The organism is Hydrogenophaga taeniospiralis (genome assembly GCF_020510445.1).
Taxonomy (GTDB): Bacteria; Pseudomonadota; Gammaproteobacteria; order Burkholderiales; family Burkholderiaceae_C; genus Hydrogenophaga.
Genome location: NZ_JAHBAG010000001.1, coordinates 4349622 through 4371198, shown reverse-complemented (window position 1 = coordinate 4371198; position 21577 = coordinate 4349622). Strand labels below are relative to the sequence as shown.

At 67.6% G+C, this 21577-nt stretch carries 19 protein-coding genes and 1 tRNA gene; 11 read left to right on the top strand and 9 right to left on the bottom strand.

Annotated features, from left to right (window positions below):
• Positions 1-9: 9 nt before the first annotated feature.
• From KIH07_RS20940 to KIH07_RS20905, 8 genes are all read right to left on the bottom strand, one after another.
• Positions 10-1242 (bottom strand): AGE family epimerase/isomerase, encoded by a 1233-nt coding sequence (locus KIH07_RS20940; protein ID WP_226493804.1) that lies wholly within the window; start codon positions 1240-1242, stop codon positions 10-12.
• A complete protein-coding gene (locus tag KIH07_RS20935; RefSeq protein WP_226493803.1) occupies positions 1239-1916 on the bottom strand; it encodes an AAA family ATPase in 678 nt (225 codons plus the stop codon). Before KIH07_RS20935 ends, KIH07_RS20940 begins: the two co-directional genes overlap by 4 nt.
• A 63-nt stretch (positions 1917-1979) precedes the next feature.
• Positions 1980-2264 (bottom strand): FtsB family cell division protein, encoded by a 285-nt coding sequence (locus tag KIH07_RS20930; RefSeq protein WP_226493802.1) that lies wholly within the window; start codon positions 2262-2264, stop codon positions 1980-1982.
• A 44-nt stretch (positions 2265-2308) separates the two neighbouring features.
• Positions 2309-3592 (bottom strand): phosphopyruvate hydratase, encoded by a 1284-nt coding sequence (gene eno / locus KIH07_RS20925; protein WP_226493801.1) that lies wholly within the window; start codon positions 3590-3592, stop codon positions 2309-2311.
• A gap of 22 nt (positions 3593-3614) precedes the next feature.
• Positions 3615-3923 (bottom strand): DUF1330 domain-containing protein, encoded by a 309-nt coding sequence (locus tag KIH07_RS20920; RefSeq protein WP_226493800.1) that lies wholly within the window; start codon positions 3921-3923, stop codon positions 3615-3617.
• Positions 3924-3967: 44 nt separating this feature from the next.
• On the bottom strand, positions 3968-4822 hold the full coding sequence (gene kdsA / locus KIH07_RS20915) for a 3-deoxy-8-phosphooctulonate synthase (RefSeq protein ID WP_226493799.1): 855 nt from the start codon (positions 4820-4822) through the stop codon (positions 3968-3970).
• An 11-nt stretch (positions 4823-4833) separates the two neighbouring features.
• Positions 4834-6531: a CTP synthase gene (locus KIH07_RS20910; protein WP_226493798.1), complete on the bottom strand. Its 1698-nt coding sequence runs from the start codon at positions 6529-6531 to the stop codon at positions 4834-4836.
• A 110-nt stretch (positions 6532-6641) separates the two neighbouring features.
• The gene (locus tag KIH07_RS20905; RefSeq protein ID WP_226493797.1) at positions 6642-7202 is read right to left on the bottom strand and encodes a hypothetical protein; all 561 of its coding nucleotides are present in this window, start codon (positions 7200-7202) and stop codon (positions 6642-6644) included.
• Between the two features lie 140 nt (positions 7203-7342).
• On the opposite strand from KIH07_RS20905, the gene coaBC reads away from it, so the two are divergent.
• The 11 genes from coaBC (at position 7343) to KIH07_RS20850 (ending at position 20269) form a co-directional block, all read left to right on the top strand.
• A complete protein-coding gene (gene coaBC, locus KIH07_RS20900; protein WP_226493796.1) occupies positions 7343-8581 on the top strand; it encodes a bifunctional phosphopantothenoylcysteine decarboxylase/phosphopantothenate--cysteine ligase CoaBC in 1239 nt (412 codons plus the stop codon).
• Between the two features lie 105 nt (positions 8582-8686).
• Entirely contained in the window at positions 8687-9730 is a 1044-nt protein-coding gene (locus KIH07_RS20895) for an MBL fold metallo-hydrolase (RefSeq protein WP_226493795.1), read from the top strand.
• A gap of 413 nt (positions 9731-10143) precedes the next feature.
• Positions 10144-13239 (top strand): formate dehydrogenase-N subunit alpha, encoded by a 3096-nt coding sequence (fdnG, locus tag KIH07_RS20890; RefSeq protein WP_226493794.1) that lies wholly within the window; start codon positions 10144-10146, stop codon positions 13237-13239.
• A gap of 2 nt (positions 13240-13241) precedes the next feature.
• Positions 13242-14114, top strand: coding sequence for a formate dehydrogenase subunit beta (gene fdxH / locus KIH07_RS20885; RefSeq protein WP_226493793.1), 873 nt, complete (start codon positions 13242-13244; stop codon positions 14112-14114).
• Positions 14114-14737, top strand: coding sequence for a formate dehydrogenase subunit gamma (locus KIH07_RS20880; RefSeq protein ID WP_226493792.1), 624 nt, complete (start codon positions 14114-14116; stop codon positions 14735-14737). The genes fdxH and KIH07_RS20880 overlap by 1 nt, the downstream gene beginning before the upstream one ends.
• Positions 14738-14797: 60 nt before the next feature.
• Positions 14798-15844, top strand: a complete 1047-nt coding sequence (fdhE, locus tag KIH07_RS20875) for a formate dehydrogenase accessory protein FdhE (protein WP_226493791.1) — start codon at positions 14798-14800, stop codon at positions 15842-15844.
• Positions 15844-17298, top strand: a complete 1455-nt coding sequence (gene selA / locus KIH07_RS20870; RefSeq protein WP_226493790.1) for an L-seryl-tRNA(Sec) selenium transferase — start codon at positions 15844-15846, stop codon at positions 17296-17298. The genes fdhE and selA overlap by 1 nt, the downstream gene beginning before the upstream one ends.
• Complete coding sequence (gene selB / locus KIH07_RS20865) at positions 17295-19205, top strand: selenocysteine-specific translation elongation factor (RefSeq protein ID WP_226493789.1); 1911 nt, start codon at positions 17295-17297, stop codon at positions 19203-19205. Before selA ends, selB begins: the two co-directional genes overlap by 4 nt.
• A gap of 46 nt (positions 19206-19251) precedes the next feature.
• A tRNA-Sec gene (locus KIH07_RS20860) sits at positions 19252-19344 on the top strand.
• A 98-nt stretch (positions 19345-19442) separates the two neighbouring features.
• Positions 19443-19871 carry a glycine cleavage system protein H gene (locus KIH07_RS20855; protein ID WP_226493788.1) on the top strand — a complete coding sequence of 143 codons (429 nt, stop codon included), beginning with the start codon at positions 19443-19445 and terminating at the stop codon, positions 19869-19871.
• Positions 19872-19873: 2 nt separating this feature from the next.
• Positions 19874-20269: a DsrE family protein gene (locus KIH07_RS20850; RefSeq protein WP_226493787.1), complete on the top strand. Its 396-nt coding sequence runs from the start codon at positions 19874-19876 to the stop codon at positions 20267-20269.
• Positions 20270-20332: 63 nt separating this feature from the next.
• Here the strand turns inward: KIH07_RS20850 and KIH07_RS20845 are convergent, their stop codons facing one another.
• Positions 20333-21460 carry a substrate-binding domain-containing protein gene (locus tag KIH07_RS20845; protein ID WP_226493786.1) on the bottom strand — a complete coding sequence of 376 codons (1128 nt, stop codon included), beginning with the start codon at positions 21458-21460 and terminating at the stop codon, positions 20333-20335.
• Between the last annotated feature and the right edge of the window lie 117 nt (positions 21461-21577).

The window sequence follows — 21577 nt, the reverse complement described above, 5'->3', positions numbered from 1 at the left end:
CGGGCAGGGTCAGGCCGGCACGAGCATCCGCCGCGCGCCCTGGCCCAGCGTGTCCAGCACGTCGTAACAAGCCCCCATGGTGTGGTAGTCCACCTTGCCAGCGGGGCTCTTTTCGTCGCTGATCTTGGTGTTGTCGGCGCGCAGGATGCGCCACCAGGCGCCGTGTTGGTGGTCCACGAAATGCTGCCAGGCGTAGGCCCATAGGCGGTCGTAGTCGGCCCAGTAGCGCGCCTCGCCGGTGGCCTGGGCCAGGCGCGCCGCCGTGGCCAGCGACTCGGCCTGGACCCAGAAATACTTGTCGCTGTCGCACACGCTGCCGTCGGGCGCAAAGCCGTAGAACAGGCCTCCGTGTTGCGCGTCCCACGACTTCGCCATCGCGGTGTCGAAAAACAACCGGGCGCGCGGCAGGTGGTCGGCGCGTGGGCGGCGCTGATCGAGCAGCAGCAACAGCTTGGCCCATTCGGTCAGGTGGCCGGGCTGGAAGCCCCAGGGGCGGAAGATGTTGCTCTTGTCGTCCTTGTTGTAGTCCCAGTCGACCGACCAGTCGGCACGGTAGTGCTCCCACACCAGGCCATCGGCCAACGCCGCCTGGCGGATGCAGATGTGGTCGGCCAGCCGCTCGGCGCGGACCAGGTAGCGGGTCTCGCCGGTGGCGTCGAAGGCGGCGAGCAGCGCCTCGCACAGGTGCATATTGGCGTTCTGGCCGCGGTAGCCGCTGAGCACCCCGTCGGGGCCGATCTCGTCGGCGTAGAGACCGTGGTTGGGCTCCCAGAAGCGCCGCTCCAGCAGCTCGAAGGTCTCGGCGATGCCGGCGTGTGCCTCGGGCAGCCCGGCCATGAAGGCGTGGGCGTGCGCCAGCAGGACGAAGGCCAGACCGTAGGCGTGCTGGGTGCCGTCGAGCACGGTCCTTTTCCCGTCGCGCCAGTCCAGCAGCCAGGTGTAGCCACCGGTGGCCGGGTCGCGGTGCACGCGGCGCAGGAAGTCGAAGGCGTGGGACAGTGCCTGGCGGTGCGAGGCATCGGCGCCCGAGCGCACGGCCATGGCGTAGGTGTAGACGAAGCGGGTGCTGCTGACCAGGTGGCGGTTGTGGCGGTCGTAGACCTCACCGTCGTCGCGGAAGAAATGGAACAGACCGCCGCTGGGGTCGATGGCCCGTGGGTGGTAGAAGGCCATGCTGTCGCGGATGTGGGCGCGCAGGAAATCGGGTGAGCGGAAGTCGGGCAGGGGTTGTGCCGGGATCATGGTGGCGGGTCCTTGGAGTGGTCGGGGGTCAGAAGCTGGCTGAACAATCGGTGTTCACAGTCCGGGTCGCTGCAACTGTCGCAGACCCAGCGCCCCCGGCCCTGGCGCAGCACCGGGTCGTCGGCCACCAGGGGGCGGCCCAGGCGGGTTGCGATCGCCTGCAGCGCCTGCCGCAGGCGCGCCTCGCCCTGGCCATACACCGTCTGGAATGCCACGCTGGCGGTGCGCAGCTCGCGGCGCAGCAGCGTGTCGGTGGCTTCGCGCACGGCCGGGCTGTCGCGGAACAGGCCGTCGGGCACCCAGGGCAGGTCCAGCCCCATCAGCAGCGTGAGGTCGTAGCGCTGTTGCGCGGCCCGGGCCTCGGGGTACAGCGAGGTGTCCTGGAAATAGAGTTCGCTGTAGGCGGCGATCACGAGCGCCGAGGTGTCGGCGATCACCAGTTCCACGCCGCCCTGGCGCGCGGCCTCTTCGATGCAGCGGCTCTGCTCGGCGGCGCGCGCGGCCTGCTCTTCGGCGCGGGGTGCGCGGCCCATGCCCTCGCACCAGAGCCGCAGCTGCTCGGGCACCAGCGCCGTGCGGATCTGGAGCTGTTGGTTGAGGTGTTGGTGCAGCGCCCGCGCCAGGGCGGTCTTGCCGGAGGATTCGCCGCCCAGCAGCGTGATCGTGAGGGCCACGGGCGGTGTCAGCGCAAGGCGGGGGGAGACGGTCAAATGCTGGGCAGGCCGGCTGGCACGCGCTCAGCGCTTGCTCTGCGCGATCTGGACGAAGATCTCGTTGGGCTTGACCATGCCCAGGTCCTGCCGGGCGAGTTCCTCGACCATGTCCAGACCTTCCTGCAAATCGCTCACCTCGCTGGCCAGCCGGTCGTTGCGCTGCTGGGCCTCGTGGTTGCGGTATTCCTGCTCGGTCAGCTGCAGCTTCATGCTCGCCACCTTCGGCACGCTGCCCCGCCCGAACCACAGCTGGGCGTGCAGCACCAGCAGCAGTCCGATCAGCAGGGCAGGGATGAAGCGGTTGGCCATGGCGCGAGTTTAGTGAGCGCCCAGGGCGGCAGGCGCCAGAGGCTTCACTTCAAGTTGTAAAAAGCCGCGCGGCCCGGGTACACGGCCACTTCGCCCAGGTCTTCCTCGATGCGCAGCAGCTGGTTGTACTTGGCCATGCGGTCCGAGCGAGACAGCGAACCGGTCTTGATCTGGCCGGCGTTGGTGCCCACGGCGATGTCGGCGATGGTGCTGTCTTCGGTCTCGCCCGAGCGGTGGCTGATGACGGCGGTGTAGCCTGCGCGCTTGGCCATCTCGATGGCGGCGAAGGTTTCGGTCAGGGTCCCGATCTGGTTGATCTTGATCAGGATCGAGTTGGCGATGCCCTTGTCGATGCCTTCCTTCAGGATCTTGGTGTTGGTGACGTACAGGTCGTCGCCCACCAGCTGGACTTGTTTGCCCAGGCGCTCGGTCAGGTGCTTCCAGCCGTCCCAGTCGCCTTCGGCCATGGCGTCTTCGATGCTGATGATGGGGTACTTGTCCACCCAGGTGGCCAGCATGTTGGTCCACTCCTCGGCGGACAGCACCAAGCCTTCGGCGCCCAGGTGGTACTTGCCGTCCTTGTAGAACTCGCTGGCGGCGCAGTCCAGGCCCAGGGCGATCTGCTCGCCAGCGGTGTAGCCCGCGTTGCCGATGGCTTCCAGAATCATCTGGATCGCCGCTTCGTGGTTGGCCACGTTGGGCGCGAAGCCGCCTTCGTCGCCCACGGCGATGCTCATGCCCTTGTCGTGGATGATCTTCTTGAGCGCGTGGAACACCTCGGCACCCCAGCGCAGGGCTTCGCGAAAGCTCGGCGCGCCCACGGGGATGATCATCAGCTCCTGCAGGTCCAGATTGTTGTTGGCGTGCGCGCCACCATTGACCACGTTCATCATCGGCACCGGCATCTGCACCGCGCTCATGCCACCGAAGTAGCGGTAGAGCGGCAGGCCGGCTTCTTCGGCGGCGGCACGCGCCACGGCCATGGACACGGCGAGCATGGCGTTGGCGCCCAGGCGGCTCTTGTTCTCGGTGCCGTCCAGGTCGATCAGGGTCTTGTCCAGAAAGGCCTGCTCGGAGGCGTCCAGGCCCAGCACGGCTTCGCTGATCTCGGTGTTGATGTGTTCGACGGCCTTGAGCACGCCCTTGCCGAGGTAACGGCTCTTGTCGCCGTCGCGCAGCTCGATGGCTTCGCGGCTGCCCGTGGAGGCGCCCGAGGGCACGGCCGCGCGGCCCATCACGCCGCTTTCCAGCAGCACGTCGCATTCGACGGTGGGGTTGCCGCGGCTGTCGAGAATTTCGCGGCCGACGATGTCAACGATTGCGCTCATGGTTTCCTTTCGATGTGGATATTCAGATGACGGGGGCGCTCACGCCCTCCACCAGGACGAGGTTGAAAAATTCGGTGGCACCGGCCCGCTTGGCGCGCGCTTGCCGGTACATCTCGCTGTCGTAGAAGGCTTTGGCCTGCTCGTAGCTGGGAAAGCGCAGCATGGCGATGCGCGCCGGCTGCCAATCGCCTTCAAGAACTTCGAAGCGGCCGCCCCGGACCAGGTATTCACCACCGGCAGCCGCCACCGCGGCGGGCGCCGCCGCCATGTACTGCTGGTACTGCTCCATGTTGGAGATCTGCATGTTGACGATGATGTAGGCGGCGGTCATGGGGTCTCGCGGTTGCAGGGGCTTCCGTTGAAGCGCGAAGCAGCTCAGTTGAAATGGTCTTCCAGGAAAGGCGTCTTTTTGGTGACGGTATCGAGCGCCACCAGCGTCTCCAGCAACGCCTTCATGTGTTTCAGCGGCACGGCGTTCGGGCCGTCCGACCAGGCTTCGGCGGGCTTGGGGTGGGTTTCCATGAACAGGCCGGCGACACCCGCCGCCACACCCGCTCGCGCCAGCACCGGCACCATCTCGCGGGCACCGCCGCTGGCGCCACCCAGGCCGCCCGGCTTCTGCACCGAGTGGGTCACATCAAACACCACCGGCGCGCCGGACTTGCGCATCTCGGCCAGGCTGGTCATGTCGGCCACGAGGTTGTTGTAGCCAAAGCTCACGCCGCGTTCGCAGGCCAGAAAGCGGTCTTCGGACAGCCCCACTTCCTTGGCGGCAGCGCGTGCCTTGTCGATCACGTTCTTCATGTCCCAGGGCGCGAGGAACTGGCCCTTCTTGATGTTCACCGGCTTGCCGGACTGGGCCACGGCGCGGATGAAATCGGTCTGGCGGCACAGGAAGGCGGGGGTCTGCAGCACGTCCACCACGCTGGCGACCTCGGCCACCTGGGACGCTTCGTGCACGTCGGTGAGCACGGGCAGGCCGAGCTGGCGGCGCACCTCGTCCAGGATCTTCAGGCCCGCGTCCAGGCCCAGCCCGCGCTGGGTGGTGCCGGAGGACCGGTTGGCCTTGTCGAACGAGCCCTTGTAGATCAGGGGAATGCCGAGCGCGGTGCAGGCCTCCTTGAGCTGGCCGGCCACGTCGAGGGACATCTGCAAGCCCTCGATCGAGCAGGTACCGGCGATCAGAAAGAAGCGCTGGTCCAGACCGGCATCGAATCCGCAGAGTTTCATGGAGCGTCCGATCAGGCCACGGCCTTGAGCTTCTGGCGACCGTGCTGTTCCACGGCCGCCTTGATGAAGGCGTTGAACAGCGGGTGGCCGGCCCAGGGCGTGGACTTGAACTCGGGGTGGAACTGCACACCGATGAACCAGGGGTGCACGGCCTTGGGCAGCTCGACGATTTCGGTCAACTGCTCGCGCTGGGTCAGCGCCGAGATCACCAGACCGGCCTGGCGCAGCTGGTCGAGGTAGTTGACGTTCGCTTCGTAGCGGTGGCGGTGGCGCTCGGTCACCACGTCGCCATAGATGCTGTGGGCGAGGGTGCCGGCCTGCACGTCGGAGCTCTGCGCGCCCAGGCGCATGGTGCCGCCCAGGTCGGAGCTGGCGCTGCGCGTCTGGATGCTGCCGTCGGCGTCTTTCCATTCGGTGATCAGCGCGATCACCGGGTGCGGGGTGGCCGGGTCGAACTCGGTGCTGTTGGCGCCTTCGAGGCCGGCCACGTGGCGCGCGTATTCGATGGTCGCGACCTGCATGCCCAGGCAGATGCCCAGGTAGGGCACCTTGTGCTCGCGGGCAAAGCGGGCGGTGTTGATCTTGCCCTCCACACCACGCAGGCCAAAGCCGCCGGGCACGAGAATCGCGTCGTACTGCGCGAGCTTGTCCGCGGCATCGGCGCCTTCCATGGTCTCGGAATCCACGTGGTCGATCTTCACGCGCACGTGGTTGCGCATGCCGGCGTGGCGCAGGGCCTCGTTGACCGACTTGTAGCTGTCCGACAGGTCGACGTACTTGCCGACCATGGCGATCTTGACTTCACCCTGCGGGTGCTCGGTTTCGTGCACCAGTTCGTCCCAGCGCTTGAGGCTGGTGGGTGGCGTGTTCAGGCGCAGCTTGTCGCAGATCAGGCCGTCCAGGCCCTGCTCGTGCAGCATGCGCGGCACCTTGTAGATGGTGTCCACGTCCCACATGGAGATCACACCCCATTCGGGCACGTTGGTGAACAGCGAAATCTTGGCGCGCTCTTCTTCGGGGATGCGGCGGTCGGCGCGGCAGAGCAGGGCGTCGGCCTGGATGCCGATCTCGCGCAGCTTCTGCACCGTGTGCTGTGTGGGCTTGGTTTTCAGCTCGCCGGCCGCGGCGATCCAGGGCAGGTAGGTCAGGTGCACGAAGGCCGAGTTGTTCGGGCCCATGCGCAGGCTCATCTGGCGCACCGCTTCGAGGAAGGGCAGGGATTCGATGTCGCCCACCGTGCCGCCGATTTCCACGATGGCCACGTCCACGGGGTCGGGCGTGAACGATTTCGGATCAACGCCCTGCGGGGCGACAAGGCCGGCGCCGCGCTTGATGAATTCCTGGATTTCGTTGGTCACGTGCGGGATCACCTGCACGGTCTTGCCGAGGTAGTCCCCGCGGCGTTCTTTTTCCAGCACCGACTGGTAGATCTTGCCGGTGGTGAAGTTGTTGGTCTTCTTCATGCGCGTTTCGATGAAACGCTCGTAGTGACCCAGGTCCAGATCGGTTTCGGCGCCGTCGTCGGTGACGAAGACCTCGCCGTGCTGGAAGGGCGACATGGTGCCCGGATCCACGTTGATGTACGGGTCGAGCTTGATGAGGGTGACTTTGAGGCCGCGCGATTCAAGAATCGCAGCCAGTGACGCAGAAGCAATGCCCTTGCCTAAGGAGGACACCACACCGCCGGTGACGAACACAAATTTGGTCATGTCTCGGGCGAGCCGTTCGCTCGCAGGAGGTGGAAATGGGGATTATAAAGGCCACCCCCTGGCACCGGGTCGGTCCGGACCCGACGCCCTGGAACCGGTCGCGGGCGGGTTCAGTTGTTGCCGCGCACGCGCAGCAGGAAGTTGCGCTCGAGCTTGCCGCTGCCGCCCACCACCTGGGCCGTGACCGTGATCAGGAAGTCCTCGTCGGTCGCCCCGGTGTTGTCGTAACACTCGGGATAGCCCTTGCAGGTCTGGGTGATCAGACCCGTGGTGGTGTCCAGTTGCAGGTTCTTGGCCATCTCGGCCACCGCTTCGGCCGAAGCACTGATGGCGTCGATCTTCATCGCATAGTTCAGGCTCGTGCCCGCGGGCACGCTGGCCGAGGTGTCGATGGCCCAGAGCGAATGGGTCTTGGTGCTGGGGTTGTAGGCCGGATTCTTCAGGCCGAAATCGGCTTCGGTGCCCTGGTAGAAGGAGCCGTTGGGTTTGAGCTTGTCGAGCGGGAAGAAGCCATCGCTGTCGGCGAACCAGAGGTTGTTCAAGGCGCCGCCGGTGGGCACGGTGTCGTTGTCGAGGGTGTCCGATCCGCCGCCACAGGCGACCAGCGCGCCCAGCAAGGCGCCCACGATGACGCCCTTGGCCAGGGTGCGTGGTTTGAATGGGATGTTCATGGGTGTTTGAGGCTGCGGGAAGTGGGCTGTGGCGGCATTATGTCCGCTGGGAGCCCCCCGCGCGCGCCATTGACCATGCGGGCCGCTCATGGGCCGCGCCCCTCACGCCGTCGCCGCGGTTGAACTGCTACATTGCGCGCATGAACGACCTAGCCGGAAAACACATCGTCCTCGGCCTCTCGGGCGGCATTGCCTGCTACAAGGCGGCCGAGCTCTGTCGCTCGCTCATCAAGGAGGGGGCCACGGTACAGGTCGTGATGACCGAGGCGGCCGCGCAGTTCATCACCCCGGTGACGATGCAGGCGCTGTCGGGCCGGCCGGTGTTCAGCTCGCAGTGGGATGCGCGCGCCTCGGGCGGTGCGGACAACAACATGCCGCACATCAACCTCAGCCGCGAAGCCGACGCGATCCTGGTGGCGCCGGCCAGTGCCGATTTCATGGCCAAGCTGCTGCACGGCCGCGCCGACGAACTGCTCAGCCTGATGTGTCTGGCCCGTCCGCGCGACCAGGTGCCGCTGATCCTGGCGCCCGCCATGAACCGCGAAATGTGGTCCCACCCCGCCACGCAGCGCAACGTGACCCAGTTGCGCGCCGACGGCACGACCGTGCTCGACGTGGGCGTGGGCGACCAGGCCTGCGGCGAGACCGGCGACGGTCGCATGCTGGAGCCCGACGAGTTGTTGTACGAGCTGGTGCGGTTTTTTTCCCCCAAGCCCCTGGCGGGCCAGCAGGTGCTGGTGAGCGCCGGGCCCACGTTCGAGGCCATCGACCCGGTGCGTGGCCTGACCAACCTCTCCAGCGGCAAGATGGGTTTCGCCATCGCGCGCGCCGCCCACGAGGCGGGCGCCCAGGTGACGCTGGTGGCCGGGCCGGTGGGCCTGCCCACGCCGCGCGGCGTGGGGCGCATCAACGTGAAGTCGGCGCTGAACATGCAGAAGACGCTCAACGTGCTGAGCCAGAGCGCCAGCGTGTTCGTCTCGGCCGCCGCGGTGGCGGACTGGCGGCCGGTGCAGGCGGCCGAACAGAAGATCAAGAAGGACGGCTCGGGCGAGGTGCCCACGTTGTCGTTCGTGGAAAACCCCGACATCCTGGCCGGCATCGCGGCCAGTGCCCGCGCCCAGAACGGCACGCTGTACTGCGTGGGCTTTGCGGCGGAAAGCCAGGATCTGCTGGCCCAGGCGCAGAGCAAGCGGGTGCGCAAGGGCGTGCCGCTGCTGGTGGGCAACATCGGCCCCGACACCTTTGGCCAGGACGACAACGCCCTGCTGCTGGTCGACGAACACGGCGTGACCGAGCTGCCGCGTGCCGACAAACTGGTGCTGGCGCGCCAGTTGGTGGCGGAAATCGCCCGCCGCCTGCCCGAACACAAAGCCGCCTGACGGGCGCAGGGGCCACACCCCCTTGCGGGTGGCTGCCGCGGGTTCTATGATTCAAAAATAAGCAATTGCTTATTTTTCGAATGACACCCCGCAGGAGACGCCCCCATGAACCCCGATTTTTCCGCGACACCGCGAAACCGCCGCCAGTGGCTGCGCATGGCCACCGGCCTGGGGCTGGGGCTGGGGGCGGCCGGGCTGGCGCTGGTGCCCGAAGCGCGGCTGTTCGCCCAGCAACTGCAGGAATTCATCGAAGGCCCGCCGGTGCCCGACGTGGCGCCCGAGCAGCTTTCGCCCCATGTGTGGATGGTGTACGCCAAGGACGGTTTTCCGAACCAGGCGAACCAGGGCCTGATGGCCAGCGTCATCTTCGTGGTCACGCGCAAAGGGGTGGTGGTGCTCGACACCGGCGCCTCGCTGCAGATCGGCCAGATGGCGATCCGCATGATCAAGACTGTGACGCCGCTGCCGGTGATCGCGGTCTTCAACAGCCACTACCATGGCGACCACTGGCTGGGCAACCACGCCTTTGCCGAGGCCTTTGGCCAAGACCTGCCGATCCATGCGCTGGCCCATACCCGCGACCAGATCGCCGGCCACGAGGGCAACCTCTGGCGCAGCCTGATGGAGCGCTGGACCAACCAGGCCACCCTGGGCACGAAGGTGGTGGCGCCCAACCAGGTGGTCGAACATGGCCAGGTGTTCGACTACGGCGATGTGCAGATCAAGCTGCACCATTACGGCCGCGCCCACACCCCGTCCGACCTGTGCTGCGAGATCGTGCAGGACCGGCTCACCTACGTGGGCGACATCGCGATGGCCAACCGCATCGCCAACATCGACGACGGCTCCTACCCCGGCACCTTCAGGTACTACGACGCGATCAAGAAGGCCGCCGGCGAGCAGCTCTGGGTGCCCGGCCACGGGCGTGGCAGCAAGGACCTGCTCGACACCTACGGCAGCTTCATGAAAGGCATCTGGGAGCCCTGCGTGCAGGCGGTGAAAGAGGGCATTGCGCTGGACGGCGCGAAAGACCGGGTGCTCAAAGACCCCCGCGTCGCCAGCCGCGCCAAAACCATGGACGGCTTCGACAGCAACATCGGCAAGTACACCAGCCTGGCGTATCTGGAAGCGGAGAAAGAGGCTTTTTGAGTTTTTGACCTGTCGCATGGGCGACAGTCCTTGTTTGCCCGGGTGGGCGAATGACCCCAATTCGGGCATGGAAACCCTGGTTTTCAGCGGGGACGACGGGTCCTGGCGGGTCTGGTGGTGCGGTGAATGCGGCGCTTGGCCAGCACAAAAGCAAAGATCAGGCCATGAAAACAGGCGTTCGAAACCGGAGCCCACAGCAGGGCCCGGTGATCGCTGGCCGTTCAAACTGTCGGCGCCAGCGACAGTTTGTCGGTGGCCGTTCGAGGCGGTGGTGTTGCCGATCTTTTGCACCCCGGTTCATAGGTAATTGCGCTCACCGTGTTGTCGCGTTCCTCGTGGAAACTCTCACCAGCTCTGCCGTGTAGCAGGCGCCCACGATGAAGGGGCTGGAAGGCCCTCAGGAGAGAAAAACCATGGACATGAGCCGGAGGCACTTCTTCCGGGTCAGTGGAGCGGGGTTGGTTGGTTCCAGCCTCGTCGCGTTGGGCTTTTCGCCCACGGCTGCGCTGGCCGAAACGCGCAGCTTCAAACTGGCCCGAACCACCGAGACCCGCAGCACCTGCCCGTACTGCTCGGTCAGTTGCGGCATCGTGATGTACACCCTGGGTGACAAGGCCAAGAACGTCAAGGCCACGATCATCCACGTCGAGGGCGACCCGGACAACCCGGTCAACCGCGGCACCTTGTGCCCCAAGGGCGCCGGCGTCATGGACATGATCCAGTCGCCCGACCGCGTCAAATACCCGCAGGTGCGCGAGGCCGGCAGTAGCGAGTGGAAGCGCCTGTCGTGGGAAGACGCACTGAACCGTGTGGCCACGCACATGAAGGCCGACCGCGACGCCAACCTGGTGAAGACGGTCGAGAAAGAAGGCAAGCAGATCACGGTCAACCGCTGGAACACCACCGGTTTCCTGATCTCGTCGGCTTCTTCCAATGAATCGGGTTACCTGAGCGTGAAGATCGCCCGGGGCTTGGGGATCGTCGCACTCGACACACAAGCACGTATCTGACATGCGCCGACGGTGTCCAGTCTGGGCCCGACTTTCGGTCGCGGATCGATGACGAATTCTTGGACCGATATCAAGAATGCCGATCTCGTTCTCGTCATGGGTGGCAATGCCGCCGAAGCACATCCGTGCGGATTCAAGTGGGTGGTCGAAGCCATGCAGCAACGCAAGGCCAAGCTCATCGTCGTGGACCCGCGTTTCACACGAACGGCTGCGGTGGCGGATTACTACGCCCCCATCCGCGTGGGCACCGACATCGCCTTCCTCGGCGGCGTCATCAACCACCTGTTGTCCAACAACAAGATCCACCTCGACTACGTCAAGCTCAACACGGACGCCACGTTCCTGACCAAGCCCGATTTCAAGTTTGACAACGGTTTCTTCAGCGGCTACGACGAGGCCAAGCGTTCGTACAACAAGGCCAGTTGGGGCTACCAGATGGGCGAGGACGGCTTCGTCAAGGTGGACGACACGTTGCAGGATCCGCTGTGCGTGTTCCAGCAGATGAAAGCCCACTACGCGCGCTACACCCCCGAGCTGGTCAGCCAGATCACCGGCACACCCAAGGACCAGTTCATCCGGGTGGCCGAGATGCTGGCGACGACGGCGGCGACCGACAAGGTGATGACGATCTGCTACGCCCTGGGCTGGACCCAGCACACGGTGGGTTCGCAGAACATCCGCACCATGGCCCTGATCCAGCTGCTGCTGGGCAACATGGGCCGGCCGGGTGGCGGCATCAACGCGCTGCGGGGCCATGCCAACGTGCAAGGCATCACCGACATGTGCGCCTACTCCGAGGTGTTGTCGGGCTACCAGAGCGCGCCGACCGAGGCCGACGTGGACCGCGCGACCTACCTGGCCGCGCGCACCGGCAAGCCGATGCGCCCGAACCAGATGGCGTTCACGCAGAACTTCGCCAAGTGGAACACCAGCCTGATGAAGGCCTACTACGGCAACGCGGCCACGGCAGAGAACGACTTCGCCTACGACTGGGTTCCGAAGCGCGACACGGGCTACGACATCCTCGCGATCTTCGAGCGCATGCACCAGGGCAAGATGAACGGCTTCATCTGTCAGGGCTTCAACCCCCTGGCGGCGGTGCCGAACAAGAAGAAGCTCTCGGCCGCGCTGTCCAAGCTGAAGTACCTGGTGGTGATGGACCCGCTGGAAACGGAAACCGGCGAGTTCTGGAAAAACTACGGGCCGCTCAACGACGTGAAGCCCGAAGAGATCCAGACCGAGGTGTTCCGCTTCCCCACCAGCTGTTTCGCCGAAGAGACCGGCAGCTTCACCAACTCCAGCCGGGTGATCGCCTGGAAGGAGAAGGCGGTGGACCCGCCGGGCGAGGCCAAGACCGACTCGGAGATCATGTCGCGCCTGTTCATGAAACTGCGCGCCATGTACGCCAAGGACGGTGGCACGCTGCCCGAGCCGGTGGCGGGGCTGGCCTGGCCGTACCTCAACGCCAACGCGCCGTCGCCCGCCGAGGTGCTGCGTGAAATCAGCGGCAAGGCGCTGGCCGACCTGATGTCGCCACCCGACCCGAAGAACCCGACGGCCCCGCCGACGGTGCTGGTCAAGGCCGGCGAGCAGGTGCCGGGCTTTGCGGTGCTGCGCGACGACGGGACCACCAGCTGTGGCAACTGGATCTACGCCGGCTGCTGGAGCCAGGCGGGCAACCTCACCGCGCGCCGCGACAACAGCGACCCGACCGGCCTGGGCGTGTTCGCCAACTGGGGTTATGCCTGGCCGGCCAACCGGCGCATCCTCTACAACCGCGCCAGTGCCGATGCGAGCGGCAAGCCCTGGGACCCGAGCCGCAAGTACCTGGCCTGGAACGGGACCTCGTGGGCCGGAGGGGCGGACGTGCCCGACATGCGGCCCGACGCCGCGCCGGAGCAGGGTGTGGGCGCTTTCATCATGAACCCCGAGGGTGTGGCGCGCCTGCACGCGGTGGGCATGAGCGAAGGCCCCTTCCCCGAGCACTACGAACCCTTCGAGACGCCGGTGGGCGTGAACCTGATGTGTCCCACCAACCCCAAGGCCGTGAGCAACCCGGCGGCGCGGGTCTACAAGGGCGACATGGAGGCTTTCGGCAAGAAGGAGGAGTTTCCGTACGCGGCCACCACCTACCGCCTGACCGAGCACTTCCACTACTGGACCAAGCACGCGCGCAGCAACGCCATCACCCAGCCCGCGCCCTTCGTCGAAATCGGCGAAGAGCTGGCCAAGGAGAAGGGCATTCAACAGGGCGACACGGTCAAGGTGCGCAGCAACCGGGGCGAGGTCGTGGCCAAGTGCGTGGTCACCAAGCGCATCAAGGGGCTCGATGTGAATGGCCAGAAGGTCCACCACGTGGGCATTCCCATCCACTGGGGCTTCAAGGGTGTGGCCCAGAACGGCTACCTCGCCAACGCACTGACACCGTTTGTGGGCGATGCGAATTCGCAGACACCGGAGTTCAAGGCGTTCCTGGTCAACATTGAGAAGGTGGGCTGATCATGGGCATGCAATCGCTCGACGTGGTGGCGCGCTCCGCCACCACAACCCCCACGCCGCAGGTGCGCACCGCGGCGCCGCAGGTCGCCAAGCTCATCGACGAGTCCAAGTGCATCGGCTGCAAGGCCTGCCAGGTGGCTTGCATGAACTGGAACGACCTGCGCGACGACATCGGTGACAACACCGGTGTGTACGACAACCCGAGGGACCTCACGGCGTCTTCCTGGACGGTGATGAAGTTCTTCGAGGTCGAGCCGGAAAACGGCAGCCTGGAGTGGCTGATCCGCAAGGACGGCTGCATGCACTGCGAGGACCCGGGCTGTCTCAAGGCCTGTCCCTCGCCGGGTGCCATCGTCAAGTACGCCAACGGCATCGTGGACTTCCATTCCGAGCACTGCATCGGCTGTGGCTACTGCGTCAAGGGTTGCCCGTTCGATGTGCCGCGCATCAGCGAGAAGGACAACAAGGCCTACAAGTGCACCTTGTGTTCGGACCGCGTGGGCGTGGGCCTGGAGCCGGCCTGTGTGAAGACCTGCCCGACGGGCGCCATCGGTTTCGGCACCAAGGACGACATGGTCGCCTACGGTGAGAAGCGCGCCGGTGAACTCAAGGAGCGGGGCTTCCAGAACGCCGGGCTCTACAACCCGCAGGGTGTGGGCGGCACGCACGTCATGTACGTGCTCAAGCACGCCGACCGGCCCGAGCTGGAAGACCTGCCGCGCGACCCGAGCATCAGCCCGATGGTGGCGCTCTGGAAGGGCGTGGCCAAGCCGCTGGCGGTGGCGGGAATGATCGGCGCCGTGGTCGCCGGCTTCTTCCACTACATGAAGGTTGGCCCCGTGGAAGAAAAGTCCGATGAGAAGGAGGATGCGTGATGGCCAAAAAAATGCTTCAGCGCTACCAGGACCGTGAACGCATGAACCACTGGTTCATGGCGCTCATGTTCGTGCTCGCCGGGCTCTCGGGCCTGGCCTTCTTCCACCCGGCATTTTTCTTCTTCACCAACCTGTTTGGTGGCGGTCAGTGGACGCGCATCCTGCACCCTTTCATGGGGGTGCTCATGGTACTGAGCTTCCTCGGGCTGTTCTTCAAACTCTGGCGCGACAACCTCGTCAACGACGCCGACCGCGAGTGGAAGAAACACGCCGGACGCATGCTCAAGGGCGACAAGGCGGGCATGCCTCCGGTGGGCAAGTACAACTACGGGCAAAAGATGGTCTTCTGGGCCATGGCGCTGAGCCTGGTGTTGCTGCTGGCGACCGGGCTGATGTTCTGGCGTCCGTGGTTTGCGCCGTTCTTCCCGATCCCGGTGCTGCGCATCGCGGTACTGGTGCACTCGGTCTCGGCCGTGGTGCTGATCGCCGCGACCATCGTGCACGTGTACGCGGCCATCTGGGTCAAGGGCACGGTGCGGGCCATGACGCGGGGCACGGTCAGCGAAAGCTGGGCCAAGCTCAACCACCCGTTGTGGCATGAAGAAATGACCAAAGGCCGCTGAGCCTGGGGACAACCCTCCTGGGCGGCCGGTGGTGCCCAGGTCTTTTTTTTGGAGTGTTGAATGGTATCCAGCGCCACGGTGCGCGTCATGTCACCCGAAGAGATCGCCAGCAAGGCGGCGGGTGAAACGCCTTTCCTGCACATGCCCGAGCGCACCACCGTGTTCGCCGAGCGAGCGATGCGCCTGCGCCAGCTCTCCCGGGGTCACGCCATGGGCGACTTCCTGGGCTTCATGGCCGAACTCGCCCAGGGCCAGCAGGCCCAGCTGGAGCGCATGAGCCCCGTGCCGTTGCCCGACGCATCAGCCATCGACCTCGCGGCGCGCCAGGGTGTGCCGCCGCTGCCGGCCGCCGACTGGCCGCGCGACCCGGCCTGGTACGGCGTGGCGCGGGCCCTGGCCACCGGCTTGCAAGCGACAGCACCCGCCGGCGCACAGGCCGTGCTGAACCATCTGGCCCGGGCCGACGAGGTGTTTCTGGAGCGCCAGGCCGACGCCTTGCTGACCGGCGTGTCGGACGGGCTGGACCTGGCCGCTGCCCCCATCGTGGCCGGTGCGCTGCAGGTCTACTGGACCCACATGCTGCTGGCCGTGCAACAGCACCACCACGGCCAGGGCCAGCCCTTCGGGCGCCTGGACGACGAGACCGTGTGCCCCTGCTGCGGCAGCCAGCCCACGGCCAGCATCACCCGCACCTCGGGCGAATCGCTGGGCCAGCGCTACCTGCACTGTTCGCTGTGCAACCTGCAGTGGCACATGGTGCGCATCAAGTGCACCCATTGCCTGAGCACCAAGGGCCTGGCCTACGAGGCGCTCGACGCGGCCGGTGGGGAGGCCACCACCGCCGACGAAGCCGCCTCGGGCAGCGGCGCGCGCGCCGCGCTGGCCACGGTGCAGGCCGAGACCTGCGACGCCTGCGGCCACTACCTCAAGATCATGCACACCGACCGCGACGCCTCGGTCGATCCGGTGGCCGACGACCTGGCGAGCCTCACGCTCGACCTGCTGGTGTCCGACACCGGCAAGACCCGCCACGGTGTGAACTTCATGCTGCTGTTCGGCGAACCCGGCCCACCGCCGGACACCGCCCCCGAACCAGGGGGCGGCTGATGGAGCGGCCCACCGAATCCGTCGTTGACGGTTCCCAGGCCAGCCCCCCGGTGCACCCCAAGGAACTGCCCGCCGTTGACCGCCTGTTGCGCTTGCCCGCCGTGGCCGTGCTGCTGGCCGAGCACGGCCATACCCGCGTGGCCACTGAGGCGCGTGCCCTGCTGGAAGGCCTGCGCACGCAGGCCCTGGCCGGCGCGCTGACGCTCGCCGACATCGAAACCGATGCGCTCGCCGCCGCCGTGGCCCGGCGCGTGGGCCAGCGCCTCGCGCCGCGCATGCGCACGGTGATCAACCTCACCGGCACCGTCATCCACACCAACCTCGGCCGCTCTCTGCTGGCCGACAGCGCGCTGCAGCACCTGCTGGCCATGATGGCCAGCCCCAACAACCTGGAGTTCGATCTCGCCAGCGGCGGCCGTGGCGACCGCGACACCGTGGTCGAAGAGCTGCTGTGCACACTGACCGGGGCCGAGGCCGCCACCGTGGTGAACAACAACGCCGCAGCGGTGCTGCTGAGCATTGCGGCGCTGGCGCGGGGCAAAGAGGTCATCGTCTCGCGCGGTGAGCTGGTGGAAATCGGCGGTGCCTTCCGCATGCCCGACGTGATGGCCTCGGCCGGCGCCACGCTGGTCGAGGTGGGCACCACCAACCGCACCCACCCGGCCGACTACGAACGCGCCATCACCGAGCGCACCGCGCTGCTGATGAAGGTGCACACCAGCAACTACGCGGTGCAGGGTTTCACGGCGGCGGTGGACGAAGTCGATCTCGCGCCCATCGCCCACGCCAAGGGCCTGCCGCTGGTGACCGACCTCGGTTCGGGGTCGCTGGTGGATCTCGCGGCCTGGGGCCTGCCGCGCGAACCGCTGCCGCAAGAAAAGCTCGCGGCCGGTTGCGATGTCGTCACCTTCAGCGGCGACAAGCTGCTCGGAGGCCCGCAGGCCGGCCTGCTGGTGGGCAGCCAGGCGGCCATCGGCCGCATCCGCAAGTTCCCGATGAAGCGCGCGCTGCGCATGAGCAAGCTGCCGCTGGCCGCGCTGGAGGCCACGCTGATGCTCTACCTGCGGCCCGAGCGGCTCACGCAGAACCTGCCCACGCTGCGCCTGCTCACGCGCCCGGTGGAGGCGATCCGCGCGCTGGCGCTGGCGCTGTTGCCGGCCGTGCGGTCGGCGGTGGCGCCACGGTTCGAGGTGACGGCGCTCGACATGCTCGGCCAGATTGGCTCGGGCTCGCTGCCGGTGGAGCGCCTGCCCTCGGCGGGCCTGGCCATCGCGCCGGTGCAGAAGAAGGGCGCGGGCCGTTCGCTCGATGCGCTCGCGACGGCGCTGCGCTCGTTGCCGCAGCCGGTGATCGGCCGCATCGCCGACGACCGCCTGCTGCTCGACCTGCGCTGCCTGGAAGACGCTTCGCTGCTGCTGAACCAGTTGCCCGCGCTGCAGGAGCGGCTCGCGTGATCGTCGGCACCGCCGGGCACATCGACCACGGCAAGACCACGCTGGTGCGCGCGCTCACCGGCGTGGACACCGACCGCCTGCCCGAAGAGAAGCAGCGTGGTGTGTCCATTGAGCTGGGCTACGCGTTCCTGGACCCGCCCGACGCCGGCCCGCGCATCGGCTTCATCGACGTGCCCGGCCACGAGCGCCTGGTGCACACCATGCTGGCCGGCGCCACCGGCATCGACTTCGCGCTGCTGCTCGTGGCCGCCGACGACGGCGTGATGCCACAGACGCTGGAGCACCTGGCGGTGCTGTCCCTGCTCGGGCTGAACCGGGGCCTGGTGGTGATCACCAAATGCGACCGCGCCGATCCGGCCCGCGTGCAGGCGGTCGGCGCCGACATCGCGGCGCTGCTGGCGGACACGCCGCTGGCCGGCGCGCCGGTGCTGGCCGTGTCGGCGCACACCGGCGAAGGGCTGGCCGACCTCAAACAACACCTCTTTGACGCCGCACGGCAGACCGGGGCGCACCCACACGCCGACGAGGCCTTTCGCCTGGCCATCGACCGCGCGTTCACGCTCGATGGCGTGGGCACCGTGGTAACGGGCACGGTGCACGCGGGCAGCGTGCGCGTGGGCGACGAGCTGCGGCTGGTGCCCGGCGCCGCCACGGCGCGCGTGCGCAGCCTGCACGCGCAGAACCGCGCGGTGCAGCAGGCCCACGCGGGCGAGCGCTGTGCGGTCGCGCTGGTGGGCATCGACAAGGCCGCCATCGAACGCGGTCAGTGGCTGGCGGCGCCGGCCGTGGCGCTGGCGACCGAGCGCGTGGACGTGGCGCTCACGCTGTGGCACAGCGAAACCAAGCCGCTGCGCTCGGGCACGCCGGTGCACGTGCACCTGGGGTCGGCCTCGGTGCTGGGTACGGTGGCGGTGCTCGACCCGCCGGTGCTGGAGCCCGGCCAGAGCGGGCGGGTACAGCTCGTGTTGCGCAAGCCCGTGGGCGCCTGGCACGGCGACCGCGTGGTGCTGCGCGACGCCTCGGCCTCGCGCACGCTGGCCGGCGGGCGCGTGCTCGACCCTGGCGCACCCGTGCGCTACCGCCGCACGCCGCAGCGCCTGGCCGAGCTGGATGCGCTGGGCCTGGCCACCGCGCAGGCCCGGCTGCTCGCTCTGCTGGCTGTGGCGCCGCAAGGCCTGGACCTGCGCCGCTTCGCCGCCGCGCAGGGCGCGCCTTTGCCGGCGCTGCCCGACGGCATGTTGCGCCACACCGATGCCCAGGGCGACTTCGCGCTCGGCGACGCGCAGACCGGGCAGGCCGGGCAGCGCGTGCGGGAGGTGCTGGCCGCGTACCACGCGTCACACAGCGAAGAGCTGGGCCCCGACAGCGCGCGCCTGCGCCGCCTGGCGCTGCCGCGCCTGCCCGAGGCTTTGTGGCGCGCGTTGCTGGCGCGTCTGCAGGCCGCGCAGGGCGTGAGCGTGCGCGGGGCTTTCGTGCACCTGCCCGAACACGGCGTGCACCTCTCGGCCACCGAAGAGCGGCTGGCGCAGAAGGTGGCCGCGCCCCTGCAGACGGCGGGCTTTGACGGCGCCTGGGTGCGCGATCTCGCGCGCGATGCGGGCGAGCCCGAGGCGATGGTGCGCGTGACGCTGGCGCGCCTGGCGCAGCGCGGTGAACTGCACCAGGTCGTCAAAGACCTCTACTACCCACCCGCCACCATGGCGCGCCTGGCCGCGCTGGCGCGCGGTGTCGCGGGGCAGGGCGATGGCTCGGTGCTGGCCGCTGCGTTCCGCGACGCCACCGGCCTCGGCCGCAAGCGCGCGATCCAGATCCTGGAGCACTTCGACCGCGTCGGCCTGTTGCGCCGCGTGGGCGACGTGCACTGGCTGCGCGCGGACTGCCAGTTATTCATGCAAGCGCCGATATGATCGGCGCTCTTTTCGCGCGGGCTGATCAGGCCCGCCTGTTTTTTGCGGAGGGGAAACGATCCTGGTGGATCGGCCGGGCTTCAAACCCGGTGGGTGGCGCCATGCGTCGCCGGGTGGGTTCGACTCCCATTCCCCTCCGCCCCTTCGCTGGCCGGTCGCGGCCCGGGTTGCCATGAGCGCCGCCCGACCGCTCCGAAGGCGCTCAGCCCCACAGTGCGCAGCACGGAGGGTCGTCCAGTGAGCCTCACCGAACCCATCTACCCCGACGACCTGCTCTACCACGTGGAGCATCAGGTCTGGGCCCGCGTGGGCGACGACGGTTGCGCCACCGTGGGCATCACCTCGCTGGGCATCCGCCTCGCGGGCGAGATCTACATGTGCCGCCCCAAGGGGGTGGGCTCGGCCATCGAGCAGGGCCGTTCCATCGCCGTGGTCGAGCTGGCCAAGTCCATCGTTTCGGTGAAGTCGCCGGTGAGCGGCCAGGTGGTGGCCGTCAACCCCGAACTGGCGCAGACCCCCGAGCGGGTGCACCTCGATCCCTATGGCGCGGGCTGGCTGGCGCGCGTGCGCCTGACCGATCTGGCCGCCGACCGGGCCGCGCTGGTGCAGGGCGATGCGGTGGCATCCGCCATGCAGGCGCACGCGCGCCTCTTCCGGCAGGACTGAGCATGGCCTTCGTCGAACACCCGGTGGACGGCGTGGCGATGCTGCTCTGGGCGGCCGAGCCCGAGTCGCCGCAGCGCCTGGCCACGCCGTTTTTCTTTGCCGCGGCGGCCGCGGCGATGGACACGCCGGTCGAGATCTATTTCACCGCGCGCAGCGTGCACCTGCTGGTGCCCGGTGTGGCCGAGACCCTGCGTGCGAGCGAGCGCTTTGACAAGACCATCCTCGATGCGATGCGCGAAGCCGTGTCGCACGGCGCGCGCCTGCTGGCCTGCACCGACGCCCTGCATGCCCAGGGCATCGACCCGGCGCGGCTCATTCCCGAGTGCAGCGGGCCGGGTGGTGCGGTGCAGTTCATGGCCCGCGCGGCCGACCAACGCTGGCGCACCCTGGTGTTCTGATCGCGGTTCGCGCGCTGTGGGCACCGGGGCCGACGGGCGCTGGTCACCAAAGGCCGGCGACCCTCAATCCCACCAGGGCAGCAGCCGCTTCATCGCCGCCACCTCGCCACAGTGGTCGGTGGCGTAGCCCGAGAGCCGGTTGAGCCGGTCCTGCCAGGCGCGGCTGCGCAGGCGCTGCAGCAGCACCTGCATGGCCGGCTGTTCGAGCGCGCTTTTCAGGCACACCAGCAGGTAACGTTCTTCGGTCAGCGGCACGAAGCCCAGCCCCTGCGACCGGGCCGCGTACTCCGTGCCCAGGCCCACGTCGGCGTGCCCGCTGACGACCGCCTGTGCCACCGCCGAGTGGGAGCTTTCGACCCGGGAGAAGCCGTCGATGTCCTGCGGCAGCAAACCCGCCTGGTTCAACAGTTCTTCGAGCAGCAGCCGGGTCCCGGTGCCGAGCTCGCGATTCACGAACCGGGCGTGCAGGCGCGATACGTCGGTCATGTCGTGCAGCCGCAGCGGGTTGCCGGGCGCGACCATCAGGCCTTGCGAGCGGCGCGCGAAACCAATGATCTTGTGGGTGCCGGGTTTGAGCAGCGGGCGGTAGGTGCGCGCACTCTGGCTGCCGCTGGCCGCAAACGGCTGGGTGTGGAAACCCGCCAGCTCGCAGCGGCCCTCGTTGAGCGCGCGGATCGCGTCCACGCTGCCGCAGAAGCGGATGTCCAGGTGCAGGCGCTGGTCCCGGCTTTTGGCGTCGGTCTCCTGCGCCATGACGGTCTGCAGCTCGGTCAGCGCGTGGTCGTGGCTGGCGTAGAGCGTGAGGACCCGGTGGGCATGCGCCTGGTCTTTTTCGTCAAAGGCCAGCGAGAAAGCGCGCGCCAGTTCGGCGCGCAGGCTCTCGATCTGGGGGCCGAGCCGGGCTTGTGCGAGCCGCTCGGCCATCAGCAGCCGTTCGCCAAACGGCGTGAGTCGCGCCGGTTGACCGCGTTCCCAGAAGATCAGCGGCTGGCCCAGGCCCGTTTCCCACTCTTTCAGCTGGCCCCAGACGTGGCGGTATGAGAGGTCGAGTTCGCGTGCGGCGCCCGAAATGGAACCGCTGCTGCGCACCGCATGCAGCACGTCCATCATGGGGTTGCGCAAGAGCGCGGATGGTGGCGTCTGCCCGTCTTGTGGCGCGGTCAGGGAATAGGACAGCTCGATCTTTCGCATGGCGGGTGAGTGTGCCTGAAACTCACCGCGCCACCGCCAGCGCAACGTATGAACAAGGCCTCATATCGCGTCATCCCGTACTCCCGATCTTGAAGCACACTTGTAAGCTGAGATCCA

What these genes read in the sequence shown, in the direction of transcription:
- KIH07_RS20930 (WP_226493802.1), bottom strand. Translation starts at nt 2,264, where the DNA reads ATGGCCAACCGCTTCATCCCTGCCCTGCTGATCGGACTGCTGCTGGTG.
- KIH07_RS20880 (WP_226493792.1), top strand. Translation starts at nt 14,114, where the DNA reads ATGGCCAAAAAAATGCTTCAGCGCTACCAGGACCGTGAACGCATGAAC.
- KIH07_RS20895 (WP_226493795.1), top strand. Translation starts at nt 8,687, where the DNA reads ATGAACCCCGATTTTTCCGCGACACCGCGAAACCGCCGCCAGTGGCTG.
- KIH07_RS20845 (WP_226493786.1), bottom strand. Translation starts at nt 21,460, where the DNA reads ATGCGAAAGATCGAGCTGTCCTATTCCCTGACCGCGCCACAAGACGGG.
- eno (WP_226493801.1), bottom strand. Translation starts at nt 3,592, where the DNA reads ATGAGCGCAATCGTTGACATCGTCGGCCGCGAAATTCTCGACAGCCGC.
- KIH07_RS20920 (WP_226493800.1), bottom strand. Translation starts at nt 3,923, where the DNA reads ATGACCGCCGCCTACATCATCGTCAACATGCAGATCTCCAACATGGAG.
- selA (WP_226493790.1), top strand. Translation starts at nt 15,844, where the DNA reads ATGGAGCGGCCCACCGAATCCGTCGTTGACGGTTCCCAGGCCAGCCCC.
- fdhE (WP_226493791.1), top strand. Translation starts at nt 14,798, where the DNA reads ATGGTATCCAGCGCCACGGTGCGCGTCATGTCACCCGAAGAGATCGCC.
- KIH07_RS20940 (WP_226493804.1), bottom strand. Translation starts at nt 1,242, where the DNA reads ATGATCCCGGCACAACCCCTGCCCGACTTCCGCTCACCCGATTTCCTG.
- kdsA (WP_226493799.1), bottom strand. Translation starts at nt 4,822, where the DNA reads ATGAAACTCTGCGGATTCGATGCCGGTCTGGACCAGCGCTTCTTTCTG.
- KIH07_RS20850 (WP_226493787.1), top strand. Translation starts at nt 19,874, where the DNA reads ATGGCCTTCGTCGAACACCCGGTGGACGGCGTGGCGATGCTGCTCTGG.
- KIH07_RS20905 (WP_226493797.1), bottom strand. Translation starts at nt 7,202, where the DNA reads ATGAACATCCCATTCAAACCACGCACCCTGGCCAAGGGCGTCATCGTG.
- coaBC (WP_226493796.1), top strand. Translation starts at nt 7,343, where the DNA reads ATGAACGACCTAGCCGGAAAACACATCGTCCTCGGCCTCTCGGGCGGC.
- KIH07_RS20910 (WP_226493798.1), bottom strand. Translation starts at nt 6,531, where the DNA reads ATGACCAAATTTGTGTTCGTCACCGGCGGTGTGGTGTCCTCCTTAGGC.
- fdxH (WP_226493793.1), top strand. Translation starts at nt 13,242, where the DNA reads ATGGGCATGCAATCGCTCGACGTGGTGGCGCGCTCCGCCACCACAACC.